Raw genomic sequence first — 20,363 nt, forward strand, 5'->3', positions numbered from 1 at the left:
AAATTTTTTCTAATTTTGTCGCGGATTCGGAAGGCGGTTGCCGCCGGCCGGATCACGAAAAAGAGTAAGATTTCTACAAAATACTTAAAATCAAGGAGCTATGAACTCGATTGACACTTACGATTTCAAAGGCAAACGCGCGATCATCCGCGTGGATTTCAATGTGCCCCTCAACGAGAAGGGCGAGGTAACCGACGACACGCGTATCCGTGCCGCCATGCCGACGATCAAGAAGGTCCTGGCCGAAGGCGGTTCGGTGATCCTCATGTCGCACATGGGTCGCCCGAAGAAGAACCCCGATCCGAAATATTCGCTCGAGCAGATCATCCCCGCCATCGAGAAGAACCTGGGCGTAAAGGTTCAGTTCGCCGGCGACTGCATGGGTGAGAAGGCCGCCGAGATGGCCAAGAACCTCAAGCCGGGCGAAGTGATGCTGCTGGAAAACCTGCGCTTCTACGCCGAGGAGGAGGGCAAACCCCGCGGTCTGGCCGAGGACACCACCAAGGAGGAAAAGGATGCCGCCAAGAAGGCCCTGAAGGAGGGTCCGCAGAAGGAGTTCGTCAAGAAGCTGGCCTCGTATGCCGACTGCTACATCAACGACGCCTTCGGTACGGCACACCGCAAGCACGCTTCGACCTACCTGATCGCCAAGTACTTCCCCAACGACAAGATGTTCGGCTACCTGATGGAGAAGGAGGTCAAGGCCATCTCGTCGCTCATGGAGGCTCCGCAGCACCCGTTCTGCGCCATCATCGGCGGTTCGAAGGTTTCGACCAAGATCGGCGTCATCAAGTCGCTGATCGAGAAGGTTGACTCGATCGTCATCGGCGGCGGCATGACCTACACGTTCGCCGCAGCCCAGGGCGGCAAGGTCGGCAACTCGATCTGCGAGCCCGACATGTTCCCCGTAGCGCTGGAGATCCTCGAACTGGCCAAGAAGAAGGGCGTACAGCTCGTCATGTCGCCCGATGCGCTGATCGCCGACGCCTTCTCGGCCGACGCCAACACCTCGACGGCTCCGGCCGACAACATCCCCGACGGCTGGGAGGGTGTCGACATTGCCGACGAAGGCAAGAAGATCTTCCGCGAGCACATCCTGGGCTGCAAGACCATCCTGTGGAACGGCCCGGTAGGCGTCTTCGAGATCGACAAGTTCGCCACGGGTTCGAAGGAGGTGGCTCTGGCCATCGCCGAGGCTACGAAGAAGGGCGCCTACTCGCTCATCGGCGGCGGTGACTCGGTAGCCTGCATCAACAAGTTCGGTCTGGCCGACCAGGTATCCTACATCTCGACCGGCGGCGGCGCCCTGCTCGAGTACATCGAGTTCGGCACGCTGCCCGGCGTAGAGGCCATCCGCGAATAGAACGGAGCGACAAATACGCAATCCTGAAGCGGAGATTTCCGGAACTCCGGAAGTCTCCGTTTCTCATCGAAAACCCGAACACAACGATATGAAACGTATCATTCTTTTAGCAGCAACCGTCGCCTGTATGGCAGCCTGTCAAAACAATAACAGCAACAAGGTTCCGGCCATCGACCTCAACAACTTCGACCTGTCGATAGCCCCGAACGCCGACTTCTACCAGTATGCCACGGGCGGCTGGCAGAAGAACAACCCGCTCAAACCCGAATTCTCGCGCTACGGATCGTTCGACGTCCTGCACGAGAACAACGAAAAACGCATCAACGAACTCTTCCAGGCCATGGCCAAAACCGAGGCCGTGAAGGGGAGCGTCGAGCAGAAGATCTCGGACCTCTACAAGATGGGACTCGACTCCGTGCGTCTGAACGCCGAAGGGGCCGCACCGCTGGCCTCCGACCTGCAGATGGTCGAGGGTCTGACCGACCGCGCCCAGCTTCCCGACCTGCTGGCCCGGATCCACATGGCACTGGGCAATCCCTTCTTCGGCATCGGCGTGATGGCCGACCTGATGGACAGCAACGTCAATACGCTCTACGTCGGCCAGTCGGGCATCTCGATGGGCGACCGCGACTACTACGTGGCCCCGGAGAACGCCAAAATCAAGGAGGCCTACAAGGCCTATCTGGTCAAACTCTTCACGCTGTGCGGCTATGAGGCCGAGGCAGCCGCCACGGCCGCAGCCGATGCGCTGGAGATCGAGGATTCGCTGGCCGAAGTCTTCTTCTCGAACGTCGAACAGCGCGACATCCCGGCGCAGTACAACCCGATGACGCGCGAGGAGTTCGCCCGGACGTACGACGCGCTGGACTGGGACGTCTACTTCAAGGGCATGGGTCTGGAGCAGGTCGACCGGCTGATCGTGGAGCAGAAGCGCGTCATGGCGCGCGTCAACGAGATGCTCAAGACGCTTCCGCTCGAAAAGATCCGCCACTACCTGGCCGCGCAGATCATCAACGGCGGCGCCTCGTCGCTGAGCGACGACTTCCAGACCGCCTCGTTCGAGTTCTACGGCCGCACGATGTCGGGCCAGCAGGAGCAGAAACCCCGCTGGAAACGCGCCATGTCGGTGCCCAACGGACTGCTGGGCGAGGCCGTGGGCGAGATGTACGTGGCCAAGTACTTCCCCGAGAAGGACAAGCAGCGCATGACGCAGCTGGTGAAGAACCTGCAGACGTCGCTCTCGCAGCACATCGCCGCCCTGGACTGGATGTCGGACGCCACGAAGGCCAAGGCGCAGGAGAAACTGGCCGCCTTCACCGTGAAGATCGGCTACCCGGACAAGTGGAAGGACTACTCGACGCTCGAGATCGACCCCGCGAAGAGCTACTACGAGAACCTGCGTGACGCCAGCATCTGGGCCACGAAGGACAACCTCTCGAAATACGGCAAGCCGGTGGATCGCGCCGAGTGGGGCATGACGCCGCAGACCGTAAACGCCTACTACAACCCGACGACCAACGAGATCTGCTTCCCGGCCGCCATTCTGCAGCCGCCGTTCTACAACCCGGATGCCGACGATGCCGTCAACTACGGAGCCATCGGCGTGGTGATCGGCCACGAGATGACCCACGGATTCGACGATCAGGGCCGTCAGTTCGACAAGGACGGCAACATGAACAACTGGTGGAGCGAGGAGGATTCCGAAGCCTTCAAGGCCAAGACGGAGGTGCTGGTCAAGCAGTTCGACGCCATCGAGGTGCTTCCGGCCAAGGACGGACAGCCGGCGCTGCATGCCAACGGAGCCCTCTGCCTGGGAGAGAACATCGCCGATCAGGGGGGTCTGCGCGTGGCCTGGACGGCCTACCAGAACTCGCTCGAGGGCAAGGGACATCCGGCCCCGATCGACGGCTTCACCGATGCCCAGCGCTTCTACCTGGCCTACGCCACGCTCTGGGCCCAGAACATCCGCGATGAGGAGATCGCGCGTCTGACCAAACTCGACGTACACTCGCTGGGCAAGTGGCGTGTCGATGCCACGCTGCGCAATATCCAGGACTTCTACGACGCCTTCAACATCACCGACGGGGCGATGTTCCTGCCCGAGGAGGAGCGCGTGATCATCTGGTAACTCCGGAGGCGGTGTGGGGGCTCCCCAAACCAACCCGAATGAAAAAACCGTCCGACTTTCATCGGACGGTTTTTTTGTGGGTTTTCGGACCGTTGAACTACCGCGCCGGAGGGTGGAGTGCGGAATGAGGGTCCGGTTCAAGAAAACACGCCGTTTCCGAGCCATTTCACGCGCCGGACTACCGCGCCGGAAGGTGGAGTGCGGAATGAGGGTCCGGTTCAAGAAAACACGGCACCACAAAGCCTTTTGAGCCTTGAAATACCGCACTGTAGAGACAAAGCGTAAAAAGTCCGCGGTTCAATAAAAGGTGCCTTTGGGAGCGAAAATGGCGTATCCGAAGTTGAAGGTCAGATACATGTTCTTCCAGCTCTTCAGATCGTATTTCGTCAGCGAGAGACTGACGGGCCCGATCGGCGAATGGTAGACCAGCGACGCCTCGGCAATGTAGTGCCAGCGTTCGTCGGGAACGCCCAACGGATTGAAGTCGCGCTTGCGGCGGAACATCGTGTAGAAACCCGTGCGGAAGAAGAAGTCGGGCATCAGATCGAAGGTGGGCATGACGCCCCCGGCCACGAAACGGTCCGAACGGAAGTCGGGCATGAAGATCATCCGCGCATGGGAGATCGGTGCATACTCGGGCATGGCCATCAGCGTGGCGCTCTGGGTCGAGAAGGCGGGCTGGTTGGTGTAGACGGCATCGACGTTGACCCCGAAGGAGAACCAGCCGCTCTGGGGCATGTCGAAGAACTTGTTCCAGGTGAAACGCCCGCCGAACCACTGCCTCCGCTCACGCGACATGAAGACCTCGGCATCCCAGGGTTTGAACTTGTCGCGACCGTTGACGTAGATGGCCGAGAGGTAGAGCTCCGACCCGCGGCGCGGATAGAGGAACTTGTCGAGCGTATTGCGGGCCAGCCCGGCGCGCAGACCGTAGAAGACGAAACGCGACAGATCGGTGTCGTCGGCAAAGAGATCCTCCGCATCGTAGCGGTAGTTGACGTGTCCGCCGTTGAAGCGCAGGGTAAAGACGCTGCGGTGGGTGAGCGGCATTCCGACCCCCACGGAGAAGAAGCTCTCGCTGCTCTTGACCTGTTCGGCATTGTTGATGCGCGAGATATTGCCGAAGTAACCATGGCGGAAGTTGCTTACCGAGAAATTGTAGGCGTAGTCGATGAAGAGCGGTTCGATGGCATAGAAATCGGTCCGGCCGCCAAGCGAGCCCCACGTGTAGAGGGGTCCGAGGTAGAGTTCGGCCCCCAACTGCTGCGAGACGCGCCCGATCCAGCGGTAACTCATGCCGATGTAGGCCTGGTTGAAGGCCGTCGAGGAGACGTTTCCGCCGATGGTGATCTTGAAGCTGGGTCGTGTGTGGAGCCGTGTGGCAAAGGAGTAGCGCCCCGAGAGCGAATCATAGGCGACCGTGGGGAAATCCATCGTAAGGTTTCCGTCGGCCAGAATCTCGAAGAGGTTGTCGCGCAACTCGGAGAAACCCATGGGACGCTGCACGCCGGGCGTACGACGGTCCATGTGGAGGAAATCACGGATGTATTCGCGCTGATCATGCTGCAAACCTTCGATGCGGTAGTTGTCGAAGACCAGTTCGGGCGACCGTTTGCGGAAGGCCTCGCGGCGTTGGGCATACCAGCTCGAATCGCGGCGTTCGGCAACCTTTTCGAGCAGTTGCGGCATGGCGGCCATGGCATCCAGGTAGCCGAGGTCCATGATCATCTCGGCCTGGTCAAAATCAAGCATCGAAACCTCCACGGCACGCCGAATCGTGACGCTCCGCTCCTCGGGCAGCGTATAGTCGGTCTCCTGCATGGCGAGCATGAAGGCCTGATCGAGGATGCTGTTCTCCGCGCTGGGCGGGGTATTTCCGCCGGTGCAGATCGACCCAATGATCAGATCGGGATGAAACTCCTCGTCGAGGGGCCGCCAGGGGAAGTTGTCGTAGATACCGCCGTCGTAGAGCAGCATCGAATCAATCTCCATGGGCTTGAAGACCAGCGGAATGGACATCGACGAACGGACGGCCCCTCCCAGATCGCCGCTGCGCATGACCACCGGCCGGCGGTGGTTCATGTCGCTGGCCACGCAGCGGAACGGCACCATCAGGCGGTCGAAATCGCCTCCCGAAGCGGCCGTGGCCGGGGCAAAGAGATCGATCAGCGCCAGGTCGATCTGTGTCGAGGAGATGAGACTGGTCGGGAACTGGAGCCGTTCGCCGGCCGGATTGCCGAGATTCACGCGCACGTTCAGAAAAAACGAAGGGTTGCTGCCCAACTGCCGGTAGTAACTCATGTAGCGGTTGGGATCGATGCGTCCCGAGACCCACTCCTTGACCACGCCCGAACTGACGATGGCCCTCATCTCGGCAGGGGCGTACCCGGCAGCGTACATGGCGGCGATGATCGACCCCATGGAGGTCCCGGCCACGTAGTCGATCGGGATGCCGTTCTGCTCGAGAGCCTCCAGTACGCCGATGTGGTAAAGGCCCTTGGCACCGCCTCCGCTCATCACCACTCCGACGCCGCCCCGGGCCTCGGCACGAAGCCCCAGGAGCAGCAGCAACGCCACAAATGAGCCTATTTTACGCAACATATCTCAATTTTTTTATAACTTTGCACGTTACAAGGATGTCCTTCAAAAGTAGACAAAAAAGAAACACCCGCAAAATATGATCGAGAAAATCAATGAACTTCTGCGACAAGTCGAGGAGTTCAAACCCAAGGCAGCCGGGGAACTCGAGGAGTTCCGCATCCGGATTCTGGGCAAAAAGGGCGAACTGAACGCCCTGATGGAGGAGTTCAAGACGGTGGCTCCGGAGTTCAAGCGCGAACTGGGCCAGCAGCTCAACCGCCTGAAGAGTGCCGCCACGGAGCGCATCGCCTCGCTGCGCACGGAGCTGCAGCATGCCGCCGAGGAGCAGACCTCTTCGTCGGGTGACCTGACGCGCCCGGGCTCGGCCGAACACCTCGGCTCGCGCCACCCGATCACGCTCGTGCGCAACCAGATCGTCGAGGTCTTTTCGAGACTGGGCTATACCGTGGCCGACGGCCCCGAGATCGAGGACGACTGGCACGTCTTCTCGGCCCTGAACTTCCCGCCCGAACATCCGGCACGCGACATGCAGGACACCTTCTTCATCGAGAAGAATCCCGACATTCTGCTGCGCACGCACACCTCGTCGATCCAGGTGCGCACGATGGAGCACCAGCGGCCGCCGATCCGGGTCATCTGCCCGGGCCGCGTCTTCCGCAACGAGGCCATCTCCTACCGCGCCCACTGCATCTTCCACCAGATCGAGGGTCTCTACATCGACGAGGGGGTTTCGTTTGCCGACATGAAGCAGTCGCTGCTCTACTTTGCCAAGGAGATCTTCGGCGAGCAGGCGGCCATCCGCATGCGTCCGTCGTACTTCCCCTTCACGGAGCCCTCGGCCGAGGTCGACGTCTCGTGCAACCTCTGCGGAGGCAAGGGCTGCGCCGTCTGCAAGGGGACGGGCTGGCTCGAGATCATGGGGTGCGGCATGGTCGACCCGAACGTTCTGAAAGCCAACGATATCGATCCCGAGAAGTATTCGGGATTCGCCTTCGGCATGGGTGTTGAGCGCATCGCCATGCTCAAATACGGCGTCAAGGACCTGCGCCTCTACTTCGAGAACGACGTGCGTTTCCTCCACCAGTTCGACCAGGCGCTCTAAACCCGCTTGCCCATGAAACGACTCCCGGTGATCACGATCTGCTGCGTGGCATTCTTCTCGGCGGCCTTCGTCTCGGGGAAGAGTCTGCGGACAACGACCCCGGGGTATTCCGATACGCTGCCGAGCGTGTGGTTCTACACCGAGGGGATCAAGCAAAACACCATCTTCGGGGATACGACCCGGGCCCGGGAACTCTTCGGGGAGGCGATCCGACGCGATTCATCCTACGCTCCGGCCTGGTTCGAACTGGCCGGAATGCTGTTGCACACCTTGCCCGACCGGGCCATCGATGCGGCACGCCGCGCCTGGCGCCTCGACACGGCCAACCTCTGGTACCATCGGCTCTACGCCCAGACGCTGCTCGTGACCGAACACTACAACGATGCGTTGAATGTCTACCGGCAGCTGCTGGCCGCCGACCCGAAGGATCCGGACAACTACCGTCTGGTGGCCGCCCTCTACGAGCAGGCCGACCGACCCTTCACGGCGCTCATCACGCTCGATTCGGCCGAGGTCCGATTCGGGCGCATACCGCTGCTGAGCAGCATGAAACGCCAGCTGCTGGTGGCCACGAACCAGATCGACAAGGCCATTGACGAAGCCCGGGCCCTGGTCGACGAAGTCCCCTACGACGCCGACAACCACGTGGTGCTGGCCAATCTCTACGCGGCTGACAAGCAGGATTCGCTGGCGATGGTCGAATACCGGGCGGCCCTGCGGATCGACTCGACGAACGTGCAGACGCTGGCTGCGCTGAGCGATTACTACGCCCGCAGTCAGGACTACCGGTCGCTGCTTTCGGTCACGCGCAAGATCTTCCTCTCGGAGGAGATGCCCCTCGAACTGAAGGTCAAACGTTTCGAGAACCTCACTTCCGACACGCGGTTCTACCGCGAATACTACTTCCAGCTCAACGATCTGGCCGCCACACTTGCGATCCGCTATCCGAACGATCCGCGGGTAGTGGAGCTCTACGCCGGACACCTGATCGCCTCGGGCGAACTGGAGCAGGCGCTGGCGCTCTACAAACGCCATCTGAACGACCGGCCGCCCGTCGAGCAGTACTACCGCATGGTGATCGACATCGAGAGCTATCTCCAACATCCGGACTCCGTGGAACACTACGTGACAAAGGCGCTGTCGATCTTTCCGGAGAAGATTGACTTCCATCTGGCGCGGGGCCACGCCATGGTGCAGACGAAACAGTACGACAAGGCGATCCGCGCCTACCGCGAATCGCTGCGCTACGCCGCCACGGACTCGTTGCGCAGCGTCATCTGGGGCATGGTCGGCGACACGTGGCATCTGAAGGCCGTCGGCAACGATTCGATCCCCGAAGAGGAGCTCTTCGCCCGCTCGAAGGCCGGCCGCGGAGGCATCAACCGCCGCGACATGAAACAGTGCTACAAGGCCTACGACCGCAGTCTTCGCTATTGGGCGGACAACACGCTGGTAATGAACAACTACGCCTACTTCCTCTCGCTGGAGGAGCGGGATCTGGAGCGGGCCCTTGCCATGGCAACGCGCGTGACGGATCTCACGGACAACAACCCCACCTACCTCGATACGCGGGCCTGGGTGCTCTACAAGATGGGGCGCATGGAGGAGGCCCGCCAGATCCTGAAACGGGCCGTGGCTTTGGACGGTCAGCAGAGTCCCGAGCTGATGGTCCACTACGGGGATGTGCTCTACCAACTGGGCGAACAGTTCATGGCGGAGATCTACTGGCAGATGGCCCGCGAGAAGGGCTACAACGCCGCACTGATTGACGAGCGGCTCAAGCAGCCCGCCCAAACCAAATCCGCAGAATAACCGCCGTACCATGAAACCAGCACTTCTGTTGACCCTTGGTATGCTGCTTTTCACGCTCGGCGCCTCGGCCCAGACCGACAGCCGCATCGAGAAGCAGAAACGGGTCATTGCCGACCTCGAAAAGCGCATTGCCAACGAGGAGCGGGAGATCTCGAAGCTCCAGAAGGGACGTGCGGCCACCGAGGAGCGGGTGCGGCGCCTGGCCCGGCAGATCGACTCGCGGAGCCAGCTGCTCGACGAGACCGAAAAAGAGGCCTCGCTGCTGCGTGAGGAGATCGCCCGCAGGGACAGTATGGCGGGGGATCTGGCCTCGATGCTCGAGCGCAACCGCGCCCAGTATGCCGAAATGGTGCGCGAAGCCTACCGCAACTACCGTCAGAACAACTACCTGACCTACCTCTTTTCGTCGCGGGATTTCGCCGACGTGGCGCGTAAACTGACCGCCCTGCGCGAGATAGCCTCGGTGCGCGAACGCAAGATGCGTGACATCGAGGCCCTGACCGAACAGGTCCGCACGGAAAAGGAGGAGTTGGACCGCCGTCACCGTTCGCTCGATTCGGTGACGCAGAAGCTCTCGGCGCAGCGCGAGAAGCTCCAGCGGGATTCGCGCAATGCGCGGGCCTCGATCCAGTCGATGACACGGCAGGAGAAGTCGGCCCTGCAGCGCAAGATCGCCCAGGAGCAGAAGCTCGACGTGGCGATCAACGAACTGCGCAAGCTGACGAAGGGCAACAGGGAGGGAGCCTCCTTTTCGTCGAAGACCACGGGACTGCGGCTTCCGGTGGTCGGGGGACGGGTGAAACGCTACCGCGAAAACATGGCCGAGGTAACGGGACCGCGCGGTGCGCAGGTGATCTCGATCTACGAGGGCAAGGTGATCGACATCAAGAGCAACCGCATAACGAACAAATACGACGTTTACGTGGCTCACGGCGAGTATCTGACCTCCTATGCCAACCTGGGGACGATCAGCGTCGAAAAGGGCCAGAAAGTGGCCAGAAACCAGGCTTTGGGAACCATCGGTTCGGCCGTTGACGTGATGACCATGGAGACGGAGTACAAACTCGTCTTCGGTATCTACCCGCCCGATCCGAACCAGAAGATGCGCGCCGAGAACTGCTTCAAGCGATAAGGCCCCATCCGCACCCGTCCGAAGGGAAACACCCGAACGGGGGGGGTGAGAAGCCAAACGACTGATCGGACGGAGGCACAAGATCAAAAAAAGTCTCAGAAAGGCCGGAAAGGGCTCGATTTTGCCGTTTCTTCCGCAATACGGGTTCCCCAGCCTCTCCAATAAAGATTCAACGAAAATGGCAGTAAAATACTATACCGATGATTGCAGCTACCGCTACCCGCAAAAACGGCTAACGGCCGAGTGGCTGCGCGAGGTGGCCCGGGCCGAAGGCTATACGCTGGGCGACGTCTGCTACATCTTCTGCTCGTCGCAGCGACTGCTGGAGATGAACCGCCAGTACCTCGGTCACGACTACTTTACCGACGTCATCACGTTCGACTACAGCGACCGCAAAAAGCTGCGCGTGGTCTCGGGCGACATCTTCATCGACGTGGAGACCGTGGCGGACAACGCCCGTCAATACGGCGCCACGACACTGCAGGAGATGCGCCGCGTGGTGGTCCATGGCGTGCTGCACCTGTGCGGCCAGAACGACAAGACGCCGCGAACCAATGCACAAATGCATCGCAAGGAGGATAAATATCTGAAATTCTGGGAGAAACAATGACTCTTGATTATGATATCATCGTCATCGGAGGCGGACATGCCGGATGTGAGGCGGCCTCAGCAGCCGCCCGTCTCGGTTCGCGGACGCTGCTGCTGACGATGGACATGACGAAAATGGCCGCCATGTCGTGCAATCCAGCCGTAGGCGGAGTAGCTAAAGGACAGATAGTCAGAGAGATAGATGCATTAGGCGGAGAAATGGGGCGCATTACCGACCGTACGGCCGTCCAGTTCCGGATGCTGAACATGTCGAAGGGGGCGGCCATGTGGAGTCCGCGCGCCCAATGCGACAAGACCCGCTTCTCGGAGGAGTGGCGCCATACGCTGGAGAATACGCCGAACCTCTATATCTGGCAGGATGCCGCTACGGAACTTCTCTTCGCAAAAGCCGATGAGGCTTCGTCAGCAGACCTTGAAGAGAAAAGACACAACACATCGGAGGCCTCCGAACCGCATGCTGCAGAGAGTCAAAAAACAGTTCGTCCGACCACCGGTCATCCGGAAGAGAACACCTTGAAATCCGATCCAGCCGCCGAAAGACTCTCCGAAACCAGCCGACTCCGGATCCGTGGAGTCCGAACCCGTATGGGGGTAGAGTTCAGCTGCCGGGCCGTAGTGCTGACGGCCGGAACGTTTCTCGACGGCATGATGCACTGCGGTGCGGCGCATGCCGAGGGGGGACGGGCCGGAGATGCCGCCTCGCACGGAATCACCGGATGTCTCGTACGGATCGGCTTCGAAACCGGCCGCATGAAGACCGGAACCCCGGCCCGGCTCGATGCCCGAACGATCCATTTCGAAGAGTTCGAGCCGCAATACGGCGACAAAAAACCTTCGAAATTCTCCTTTTCGCCCGAAACCGAACCGGTCAAGGATCAAATGCCGTGCTATCTGGTCTACACGACACCGGAAGTGCACGCCATTCTGCGCTCGGGATTCGACCGTTCGCCGCTTTTCAACGGCACGATCCACGGCATCGGGCCGCGCTATTGTCCCTCGATCGAGGATAAACTGCGCACCTTTGCCGACAAGGATCAGCACCAGCTCTTCCTCGAACCCGAAGGGCGGTCGACCAACGAATACTACCTGAACGGCTTCTCGTCGTCGCTTCCGTGGGAAGTGCAATGGGAGGCGCTGCACAAGATCCGTGGGTTCGAAGATCTGCACATCTACCGACCGGGATATGCCATCGAATACGACTATTTTCCGCCCATACAGCTTGAACATTCGCTCGAAACGAAGCTCGTTTCAGGGCTCTTTTTTGCCGGACAGGTCAACGGAACGACCGGTTACGAAGAGGCCGCAGCCCAGGGTCTGATGGCCGGCATCAATGCCCATCGGAAGCTGAAAGGGGAGGAGCCTATCGTACTGAAGCGCGACGAAGCCTATATCGGAGTGCTGATCGACGACCTGGTGACGAAAGGCGTGGACGAACCTTATCGGATGTTCACCTCGCGGGCCGAGTATCGGATTCTGCTCCGACAGGACAATGCCGACATGCGGCTCACTCCACTGGGGTATAAAATCGGGTTGATTTCCGAGAAAAGATACGCGCATTTCGAACAAAAAAAATCGAATGTAGAATCGCTTGTAGCCTTTGCGCGTGAGACAAGTGTCAAGGCAGCCGAAATTTCATACTACCTGAAATCGGTCGGATCGGAGCCTCTGACCCAAGGTCGGAAGCTGCACGACATTCTGATGCGCAACAACGTGACCTTCGAATCGCTGGAAAAGGTACTTCCGAAGCTGCATCGTTTTATCGAATCGCGCCGAATCGATGCCGAAGCAATCGAGGAGGCCGAGATTCAGATCAAGTACAAAGGGTATATCGAACGTGAAAAATTCATAGCCGAGAAGCTACGCCGACTCGAAAACATCCGCATCCCGGGTGATTTCGACTTCTTCTCAATGAATTCACTGACTATCGAAGCCCGCCAAAAGTTGAGTCGAATCCGTCCGAAGACGATTGGACAGGCCTCACGCATCCCGGGCGTATCACCCGCCGATGTAAATGTATTACTGATCAAATTCGGCAGATAAAACACACGCCGCAAATCCAAAGGAGTGTTCCACGTGGAACACTCCTTTTATTTTACAACAAAACAAAGAAACAATAATCTTAACTGAAACATAAAAACACCCGTTAAAAACCACCTCGGTATAAACACACACATATAAAAATGTTCCACGTGGAACATTTTCATATCTTATTCATACAAACTTAAAAAACGATTTCAAATATGAATAAATAAACACTCCATAGAGCAAAATATATGCATACAAGATAAAGCAAACACACAAAAGAGAAGATAAAGTATTCAGCATAAAAAAATCAAAAAGCAGTTTATAAATCAGATAACTAAAAAGTGTTCCACGTGGAACAAAACGAGAAGTAGAAAAGAAGGTAAAAAAGACTACAAGAAAGAGAAGTATAATAAAAAAGTTCCGCACCAAAGAGCGGAACTTAGTACTAAAAAATTCAACAAAAAATCAAAACAAGAAAATGCTGTTTAGAGAATAATCGTGCACCAGCCGTATTTATCCTCGGCACGACCATACTGAATGTCCTGCAAAGCGTTGTAGAGTTTCATACAGGTCTTGCCGACTTCATCTCCATAACTGTACGAAGCACCGGTCTGCATGTCGTAGATATAACCGATAGGGGAGATCACGGCAGCCGTACCACAGGCACCGCACTCTTCGAAAGTAGGCAGTTCATCAACCGGAACAGGACGCTCCTCAACCTTGAGACCCATATCCTTGGCCAGCTGGCGAAGGCTCTTGTTCGTAATCGAGGGAAGAACCGACTGCGATTTCGGCGTAATATACTTGCCATCCTTAATACCGAAGAAGTTGGCGGCACCACACTCCTCGATGTACTTATGCTCGGCCGCATCCAGATACATGATATTCGAGTAGCCGAGTTCGTGACCCTTTTCGCCCGACATCAGACTGGCAGCATAGTTGCCGCCGACCTTCACGTCGCCTGTTCCACGTGGAGCAGCACGGTCCTGTTCACGGTCAATGGCAACACGGATCGGTTTGATGCCCGATTTGAAATAGGCGCCCACGGGCGAGCAGTAGACAATCAGCAGGGCATCCTTGGCGGGTTTCACACCCAGACCTGCCGTCGTTCCGAACATCACAGGACGCAGATACAGCGAAGCCCCTGTCCCGTAGGGCGGAATGAAACGCTCGTTGAGCTTGACCACCTCGATGCAGGCCTTGACGATCATCTCCTCCGAAGGAACCGGTAGGCAGAGTCGCTTGGCTGACGACTGCATGCGACGGGCATTCTCCTCGACACGGAAAAGCCGTACCTTGCCGTCGACACCCCGGAAAGCCTTCAGACCTTCGAAGAGCTCGACGCCATAATGCAGACACGAAGCCGACATGTGCATCTGGATGTACTCATCCTGTGTAACGATCATATCGCTCCACTTCCCATCGTTGTAGACATAGCGGACGTTGTAATCCGTCTTGAGATAGTCGAAACCGAGTGCACTCCAATCCGTATTTTCCATATTTTTGCTGTTTTTAACGATTTTCACTACTGAAAATAAATCAAAAAATCTCGGGCTTATCCGACAATGGCTCCATTGTTGGTCACATCGCCGGGCTGCAGCAAACGTAATTTTCCGGAGGCATCCTCAGCCATCAGAATCATTCCTTTGGAAAGAATTCCCTTCAATTCGCGCGGAGCCAGGTTGACCAGCACCAACACCTGTTTGCCGACGAGCTCTTCGGGCGAGAAGTGCTCGGCAATACCCGAGACGATTTCGCGCTTGTCGATTCCCGTATCAACAGTCAGTTTCAACAATTTCTTGGTTTTTGCCACCTTTTCGGCCGCCAAAATGGTCGAAACACGGATATCCATCTTCTGGAAATTATCGAACTGAATTGTATCTTTCTGTGGTTCAACGTGTTGAGCGGCTTCAGCAGCCATATTGGCAGCCTTCGTGGCCGCCAGTTTGTCCAACTGACGCTGAATAACGTCATCCTCGATCTTCTCAAAGAGCAGCTCGGGTTCACCAATCTCGTGGCCGGCAGGAATCAGATCGACCGCGCCCAGACGTTCCCATCTGAACTTGTCAACGGCCAGCATCCGGAGGATCTTCGCCGACGAGAAGGGCATGAAGGGTTCGATGGCAATGGCCGTATTGGCGGTGATCTGCAGGGCTACGTAAAGAATGGTCTTCACACGCCCGGGATCGGTCTTGATCACCTTCCAGGGCTCCGTATCGGCCAGATACTTGTTACCGATGCGGGCCACGTTCATGGCATCCTTCAACGCCTCGCGGAAGCGGTAGTTCTCGATATTGGACTCAAGCGACGCCTTGACGGCAGCCACATCGGCAATCGTCTGACGGTCATAATCATTCAACTCGCCACAGGCAGGCACACGGCCGTTGAAATACTTCTTGGTCAGCACCAGCGCCCGGTTGACGAAGTTGCCCAGGATGGCCACCAACTCGTTGTTGTTGCGGGCCTGGAAGTCCTTCCACGTAAAGTCGTTGTCCTTAGTCTCGGGGGCATTGGCACACAACACGTAACGCAGCACATCCTCCTTGCCGGGGAATTCGTCGAGATACTCGTGCAGCCAGACGGCCCAGTTGCGCGACGTGGAGATCTTGTCGCCCTCGAGATTGAGGAACTCGTTGGCCGGCACGTTTTCGGGCAAGATATAGCCGCCATGGGCCTTCAGCATCGACGGGAAGACAATGCAGTGGAAGACGATGTTGTCCTTGCCGATAAAGTGGACCATCTTCGTGTCATCCGACTTCCAATATTTCTCCCAATCGGTCGTAAGTTCCTTGGTAGCAGATATATAACCGATCGGAGCATCGAACCACACGTAGAGCACCTTTCCCTCTGCCCCCTCGACCGGAACGGGAATACCCCAATCCAGGTCGCGGCTCACGGCACGGGGTTGCAGACCGCCGTCCAGCCAGCTCTTGCACTGACCGTAGACGTTCGATTTCCACTCCTTGTGACCCTCGAGGATCCACTGACGCAAGAATCCCTCATACTCGTTGAGCGGGAGATACCAGTGCCTGGTTTCACGCTTGACGGGCACCGAACCCGAGACGGCGCTGTGAGGCTCGATCAGTTCGTCGGGCGAGAGCGTCGACCCGCACTTCTCGCACTGGTCGCCATAGGCACGGTCGTAGCCGCACTTGGGGCAGGTACCGACGATGTAGCGGTCGGCCAGGAAGGTCCGGGCCTCCTCGTCGTAATACTGCATCGAGGTCTTCTCGATGAACTTGCCGTCGTCGTAGAGTTTGCGGAAGAAGTCCGAAGCCGTCTTGGCATGGACAGGCGACGAGGTGCGCGAATAGATGTCGAACGACATGCCCAGACGCTCGAACGAACGCTTGATCAGCTCGTGGTAACGATCGACGATCTGCTGGGGTGAAACGCCCTCCTTGCGGGCCTTGATGGTGATGGGCACACCGTGCTCATCGGAGCCGCAGACCGAAATGACGTCGCACCCCTTCAGACGAAGGTAGCGCGTATAGATATCCGAAGGTATGTAAACTCCCGCCAGGTGACCGATATGGACAGGGCCGTTGGCATAGGGGAGCGCCGATGTAACGAGATAACGTTTGAACTCTTTGGCCATAAACAGGTAGAATATTGCTAATTTCCGTCAAAAGTACGAATTTTTGAGGGAATCCGGAACGAAAAGGGGAGAATTTGTCATCCCTCCGGGGAAAAAGCCGCGAAGCCGGGAAAGAAGTGCCTGAAACGGAAGCAACAACCGGTGGAACAAGGCGGTCGAAAGCCTGCAGACAGAGCGCGATCATCTCCGGCGAAACGGAAGCCGGAAAGGGTGCAACCCTCGCAGGTGCCGACCGCAACAGAGGTGAAAAACCGGAGAGAGAAGCAACTGCCGAAGGCGGTGCGAAGGACATCACGGAGAGCCCGGAAATAAGCCTGCGGCAGGAAAACGGCAACAAAAAAAGAGGGCCGTCTGAAAGACAGCCCCCGAGGTAAAATCGCCCCAAATACTATTCAAACTGCAACTCGTCGAGCAGCCAGCCGGCACCGGCAAACTTGTCGACGATGAAGAGCACGTAGCGGATATCGACCGAAATCGTGCGCTGCAGTGCGGGCTCGAAGGCCACATCACCCGACATGGCCTCCCAGTTGCCGTCGAAGGCCAGACCGATCAGCGCGCCGCGGTCATTCAGGACCGGCGAGCCGGAGTTTCCGCCCGTGATGTCGCAGTCGGCCAGGAAGGCAACCGGCAGTTCGCCCTTGCGGTTGGCGTAGCGTCCGAAATCCCTGGCGGCATAGAGCTCCTTGAGCTTTTCGGGCACGTAGAACTCCTGCGGATTCTTCGGATCCTCCTTCTCCATGACACCCTTCAGCGTCGTGTAGTAGTTATATTCGATACCGTCGGCCGGCGAATAGGGGAGTACACGCCCATAGGTCAGACGGATCGTGAAGTTGGCATCCGAAGCCCAGGCCTTGCCGGGATTCTGCAGCATCAGACCGGCAATGTACTTGCGATGACCCTCCTTGTAGAGCGTCTGCGGCTCCTTCAGCTCGTCCGAGAGCTTCGCAAAGAGCTCCATGACCGACTTGGAGAGTGCCACGGCCGGATCTGCGGCCACCTTCTCGGGATCATAATGGTCGATAAGGTCCATCAAGCGCTCCTCCGATGCGAAGACCGAACGGTCGTAGAGGTCGTCGACATAGGCGTCGATGTCACCGCCGAACTCTTTGTCGACAATCTCCGCGTAGAACGACGGCAACACCTTCATGTTCTCACGTGCGATGCGGAGCATGCGCTTGGCCACCTTGCGATCGGTCGAGGGGCTGTAATCCTTGTACCAGTCAGCCAGTTCGGACTTCAGCTCGTCCGTATTACCCAACTCTTTTTTGACCTCCATCGTACGCATGCTGCCGATAAAGCGCCGTGCCGGCGAGAGCAGCTCGACCGAAGCCAGGAAAGCCTCCGACAGATACTGACGCGCAGCTCCGATGGGCGACATTTTCTCGACGGCCAGCCGGATCTTCGACAGCGCATCGGTATATCCCTCCTCGGGCAGCGTGTTCTTCTCGGCCCAGGCCTGGAACGAAGCCTCCTGCGCCTCCTTGCGGGCCTTTACGTCGAGTTTCTCGATGCCGCGCGACATACCGATCGAATTCTTCCAGTAGTTCGACGATCGGGCGTATTTCGAGGCATACTGGATGCGGATGGCATCGCTCGAGAGCATATCCTGCCAGAGGATGGCCTGCCGCTCGCCGCGGATGAAGATCCGCTGGGGATTCTCGACCTTGAGCAGGTTGTCGATCTCGTACGAGGTAGCGTAACGCTCCGTCGAGCCGGGGAATCCCATGATCATGGCAAAGTCGCCCTCGTCGTAACCGTCGAGCGATACCTTGAGGAACTTCTCGGCCTTGTAGGGGACATTTTCGGGCGAATAGTCGGCCGGGCGGTTGTCCTTGCCGGCATAGACGCGGAAGATCGAGAAATCGCCCGTATGACGCGGCCACATCCAGTTGTCGGTGTCGCCGCCAAACTTGCCGATCGACGAAGGGGGCGTACCGACCAGACGCACGTCCGTATAGACCTCCATGACGAAGGCGAAGAACTGGTTACCGCCGAAGAACGACTCGACGGCAACCTCCATGCCGGGGTTCTCCTTGCGCAGACGCTCCTTGACGGCCCGAATGTTCTCTCGCGTCAGCCGCTGGTACTCCTCCTGCGAAGCGATCGAGGGGACGTTGCCCATCACCTCGGGCGTCACGTCCGAAATCTTGCGGATGAAGCGCACTTCAAGGCCGGGAGCCGGGAGCTCCTCCTGGCGGGACATGGCCCAGAAGCCGTACTTCAGGTAGTCGTGTTCGACCGACGAGAGGCTCTGGATCGAGCTGTAACCGCAGTGGTGGTTCGTAAAGAGCAGGCCTTCGGGGGAGACGATCTCGCCCGTGCAGCCACCGCCGAAGATCACGACGGCATCCTTCAGCGAGGAGTGGTCGATGCTGTAGATCTCCTCGGCGGAGAGCTTGCAGCCGCGCTCCTTCATCTGCTTGATGTTCATCTTCTGAAGGTAGGGCAGCAGCCACATGCCTTCATCGGCAGCGGCGGAGAGGGTCATCCCCACGGCCGCTGCGAGTAACAGGAATTTTTTCATACAATAAGGATAAAGTTTGTTTTCATCATTTGACACGCTTGCCCTTGGCGCTCACCGCAAGGATCTCGAGCCGCAGGATCTCGGTCCGCGCAAAGGAGCGTTCGGCATAGTGCAGGCCCGTTTCACACTCGCCGGAGGCATACTTTTCGAGCAGCAGGCGGTCGCGGCGGCGCACCTCCGCATTGTCGAACCGGAAGTGTCCCGTCTCCGACTCCTCCGTCGGCCTCCCCTGCGGCACCGCATCCGTCTTCAACCCTTCGGTCTCCAATCCTTCCAACTTCAGCCCTTCCGTCTTCACCCCATTACCGGTGTGTTCCACGCCAACTCCCCCCTCTTGTCGGCCCCCCGGGTCTTCCTTACCGGATGGCAATCATGTTGCGGATCGAACGCTCGGCGGCACGGCGCACCTGCTCGTCGAGGAGGATTTCGGGCGACTCCTTTTCGAGAGCCGAACAGATGTTTTCGAGCGTCACCATCTTCATGTAGCGGCAGTTGTTGCAGCCGCATGCCTCGTCGTCGGGCGGCGCCGGGATAAAGAGCTTGTCGGGATAGCGCTTGTGCATCTCGGCCAGGATGCCGGCCTCGGTAACGACGATGAACGCGCGGGCGTCGCTGCGTCCGCAGTAGTCGAGAATCCCGGCCGTCGAACCCACGTAGTCGGCCACCTGCACGATATAGTCGCGGCATTCGGGGTGGACGACCACCTTTGCCTCGGGATGTTCCCGCTTGAGCTGCAGGAGCTTTTCGAGCGAGAACTCCTCGTGGACATGGCAGGCGCCGTTCCAGAGCACCATGTTCTTCCGCCCGGTCAGCTTCTGAATATAGGAGCCCAGGTTGCGGTCCGGGGCGAAGATCAGCGGCTGGTCGTCGGGCAGCGACTGAACGACCTTCAGGGCGTTGGACGACGTGCAGCAGATATCCGTCAGGGCCTTGACCTCGACCGTTGTATTGACATACGAGACCACCTTGTATCCGGGATAGCGGGCCTTGAAGGCGGCAAACTCCTTTGCGTCGCACGATTCGGCCAGCGAGCAGCCCGCCTCGGGGCAGGGGATGAGCACCTTCTTTTCCGGGCAGAGTACCTTGGCCGTTTCGGCCATGAAGTGGACGCCGGCGAAGAGGATGATCTGCGCATCGACCTTCTGTGCCTGGATCGAGAGGGCCAGCGAATCCCCCAGGAAGTCGGCTACGGCCTGCACTTCGGGTGTCGTATAGTAATGCGCCAGGATCACGGCATTCTTCTCGCGTTTGAGCGCCTCGATGCGGCGGGAGAGTTCGGCGGAGTTTTCGACGTTCATTTTCTTTTTTATTCCTTTAATAAATTTTAATAAATAAGAAAGAAGAAGAAATATAATAGCTGTTGATACTGTTTACAACTTCCACTGTTAGTTCTCTATCAACATTTTCTCGGTTTTCTTTTCTTTATTTTTCTTCTTTGTTATTTGAAATACAAGAAAATAGAAAATTAT

13 protein-coding genes are annotated in these 20,363 nt (G+C 58.1%); 7 read left to right on the forward strand and 6 right to left on the reverse strand.

From position 1 onward, the window contains the following. The first annotated feature begins 100 nt into the window (after positions 1 to 100). Complete coding sequence (locus B5E60_RS03650; RefSeq protein ID WP_087309538.1) at positions 101 to 1,363, forward strand: phosphoglycerate kinase; 1,263 nt, start codon at positions 101 to 103, stop codon at positions 1,361 to 1,363. An 88-nt stretch (positions 1,364 to 1,451) separates the two neighbouring features. Then, on the forward strand, positions 1,452 to 3,491 hold the full coding sequence (locus B5E60_RS03655) for a M13 family metallopeptidase (protein WP_204246439.1): 2,040 nt from the start codon (positions 1,452 to 1,454) through the stop codon (positions 3,489 to 3,491). 297 nt (positions 3,492 to 3,788) lie between these two features. Here the strand turns inward: B5E60_RS03655 and B5E60_RS03660 are convergent, their stop codons facing one another. After that, a complete protein-coding gene (locus B5E60_RS03660; RefSeq protein ID WP_087309540.1) occupies positions 3,789 to 6,092 on the reverse strand; it encodes a patatin-like phospholipase family protein in 2,304 nt (767 codons plus the stop codon). 76 nt (positions 6,093 to 6,168) lie between these two features. Here B5E60_RS03660 and pheS point away from each other — a divergent pair, with 76 nt between their 5' ends. From pheS to mnmG, 5 genes are all read left to right on the forward strand, one after another. Beyond that, the gene (pheS, locus tag B5E60_RS03665) at positions 6,169 to 7,194 is read left to right on the forward strand and encodes a phenylalanine--tRNA ligase subunit alpha (RefSeq protein ID WP_087309541.1); all 1,026 of its coding nucleotides are present in this window, start codon (positions 6,169 to 6,171) and stop codon (positions 7,192 to 7,194) included. A gap of 12 nt (positions 7,195 to 7,206) precedes the next feature. Beyond that, entirely contained in the window at positions 7,207 to 9,006 is a 1,800-nt protein-coding gene (locus tag B5E60_RS03670; RefSeq protein ID WP_087309542.1) for a tetratricopeptide repeat protein, read from the forward strand. A 10-nt stretch (positions 9,007 to 9,016) separates the two neighbouring features. After that, positions 9,017 to 10,138, forward strand: a complete 1,122-nt coding sequence (locus B5E60_RS03675) for a murein hydrolase activator EnvC family protein (RefSeq protein ID WP_087309543.1) — start codon at positions 9,017 to 9,019, stop codon at positions 10,136 to 10,138. A 178-nt stretch (positions 10,139 to 10,316) separates the two neighbouring features. Further along, a complete protein-coding gene (gene ybeY, locus B5E60_RS03680) occupies positions 10,317 to 10,748 on the forward strand; it encodes an rRNA maturation RNase YbeY (RefSeq protein WP_087309544.1) in 432 nt (143 codons plus the stop codon). Continuing rightward, on the forward strand, positions 10,745 to 12,787 hold the full coding sequence (mnmG, locus tag B5E60_RS03685; protein ID WP_087309545.1) for a tRNA uridine-5-carboxymethylaminomethyl(34) synthesis enzyme MnmG: 2,043 nt from the start codon (positions 10,745 to 10,747) through the stop codon (positions 12,785 to 12,787). The genes ybeY and mnmG overlap by 4 nt, the downstream gene beginning before the upstream one ends. A 470-nt stretch (positions 12,788 to 13,257) precedes the next feature. Here the strand turns inward: mnmG and B5E60_RS03690 are convergent, their stop codons facing one another. The 5 genes from B5E60_RS03690 to nadA all read right to left on the reverse strand — a co-directional run bounded on the left by B5E60_RS03690 (position 13,258) and on the right by nadA (position 20,213). Then, complete coding sequence (locus B5E60_RS03690; protein WP_262481278.1) at positions 13,258 to 14,292, reverse strand: branched-chain amino acid aminotransferase; 1,035 nt, start codon at positions 14,290 to 14,292, stop codon at positions 13,258 to 13,260. Between the two features lie 35 nt (positions 14,293 to 14,327). Continuing rightward, positions 14,328 to 16,370 (reverse strand): methionine--tRNA ligase, encoded by a 2,043-nt coding sequence (gene metG, locus B5E60_RS03695; RefSeq protein ID WP_087309547.1) that lies wholly within the window; start codon positions 16,368 to 16,370, stop codon positions 14,328 to 14,330. Between the two features lie 388 nt (positions 16,371 to 16,758). Beyond that, complete coding sequence (locus tag B5E60_RS03700) at positions 16,759 to 18,894, reverse strand: S46 family peptidase (protein ID WP_087309548.1); 2,136 nt, start codon at positions 18,892 to 18,894, stop codon at positions 16,759 to 16,761. A gap of 25 nt (positions 18,895 to 18,919) precedes the next feature. Continuing rightward, on the reverse strand, positions 18,920 to 19,192 hold the full coding sequence (locus B5E60_RS03705; RefSeq protein WP_087309549.1) for a hypothetical protein: 273 nt from the start codon (positions 19,190 to 19,192) through the stop codon (positions 18,920 to 18,922). Positions 19,193 to 19,250: 58 nt separating this feature from the next. Continuing rightward, the gene (gene nadA, locus B5E60_RS03710; RefSeq protein ID WP_262481279.1) at positions 19,251 to 20,213 is read right to left on the reverse strand and encodes a quinolinate synthase NadA; all 963 of its coding nucleotides are present in this window, start codon (positions 20,211 to 20,213) and stop codon (positions 19,251 to 19,253) included. Positions 20,214 to 20,363: the final 150 nt, after the last annotated feature.

This window comes from Alistipes sp. An116 (genome assembly GCF_002161005.1).
GTDB classification, from domain to species: Bacteria; Bacteroidota; Bacteroidia; order Bacteroidales; family Rikenellaceae; genus Alistipes; species Alistipes megaguti.

Bases quoted from the DNA above. Each gene is read 5' to 3' on its own strand.
- B5E60_RS03650 (WP_087309538.1), top strand. From the start codon at position 101: ATGAACTCGATTGACACTTACGATTTCAAAGGCAAACGCGCGATCATC.
- B5E60_RS03655 (WP_204246439.1), top strand. From the start codon at position 1,452: ATGAAACGTATCATTCTTTTAGCAGCAACCGTCGCCTGTATGGCAGCC.
- B5E60_RS03660 (WP_087309540.1), bottom strand. From the start codon at position 6,092: ATGTTGCGTAAAATAGGCTCATTTGTGGCGTTGCTGCTGCTCCTGGGG.
- pheS (WP_087309541.1), top strand. From the start codon at position 6,169: ATGATCGAGAAAATCAATGAACTTCTGCGACAAGTCGAGGAGTTCAAA.
- B5E60_RS03670 (WP_087309542.1), top strand. From the start codon at position 7,207: ATGAAACGACTCCCGGTGATCACGATCTGCTGCGTGGCATTCTTCTCG.
- B5E60_RS03675 (WP_087309543.1), top strand. From the start codon at position 9,017: ATGAAACCAGCACTTCTGTTGACCCTTGGTATGCTGCTTTTCACGCTC.
- ybeY (WP_087309544.1), top strand. From the start codon at position 10,317: ATGGCAGTAAAATACTATACCGATGATTGCAGCTACCGCTACCCGCAA.
- mnmG (WP_087309545.1), top strand. From the start codon at position 10,745: ATGACTCTTGATTATGATATCATCGTCATCGGAGGCGGACATGCCGGA.
- metG (WP_087309547.1), bottom strand. From the start codon at position 16,370: ATGGCCAAAGAGTTCAAACGTTATCTCGTTACATCGGCGCTCCCCTAT.
- B5E60_RS03700 (WP_087309548.1), bottom strand. From the start codon at position 18,894: ATGAAAAAATTCCTGTTACTCGCAGCGGCCGTGGGGATGACCCTCTCC.